The sequence below is a fragment of the Phormidium sp. CCY1219 genome (assembly GCF_035615515.1).
Taxonomy (GTDB): domain Bacteria; phylum Cyanobacteriota; class Cyanobacteriia; order Cyanobacteriales; family Laspinemataceae; genus CCY1219.
In genome coordinates, this window is sequence record NZ_JAJENT010000701.1 from 1 (window position 1) to 245 (window position 245).

The following is a 245-nucleotide window of genomic DNA, read 5'->3' on the forward strand; positions in this document are numbered from 1 at the left end:
GAGCACTACAAGGCAATTAAGGCGGTAATCAAGGCTCACAAAACAGCCCCACAAGCCGCATTAATCAAACACCTAAATCCAGTCATAAAAGGGTGGAGTAACTACTATTCGGGAGTAGTATCCAAGGAAACATTCTCCAAACTCGATTATATGGTTTGGGTAGCTTTAAGGGCATGGACAGCATCAAGATGTGGGAAAGCGTCCATTGATAAGCTCAGAAAGTATTACCATCATGGAGCCAATGG

1 protein-coding gene is annotated in these 245 nt (G+C 43.7%); it reads left to right on the forward strand.

Annotation, left to right across the window (positions count from 1 at the left end; all coding sequences use genetic code 11):
• A partial coding sequence (locus tag LKK83_RS20680; RefSeq protein WP_324633217.1) for a group II intron maturase-specific domain-containing protein occupies positions 1 to 245 on the forward strand: 245 nt, incomplete at both ends.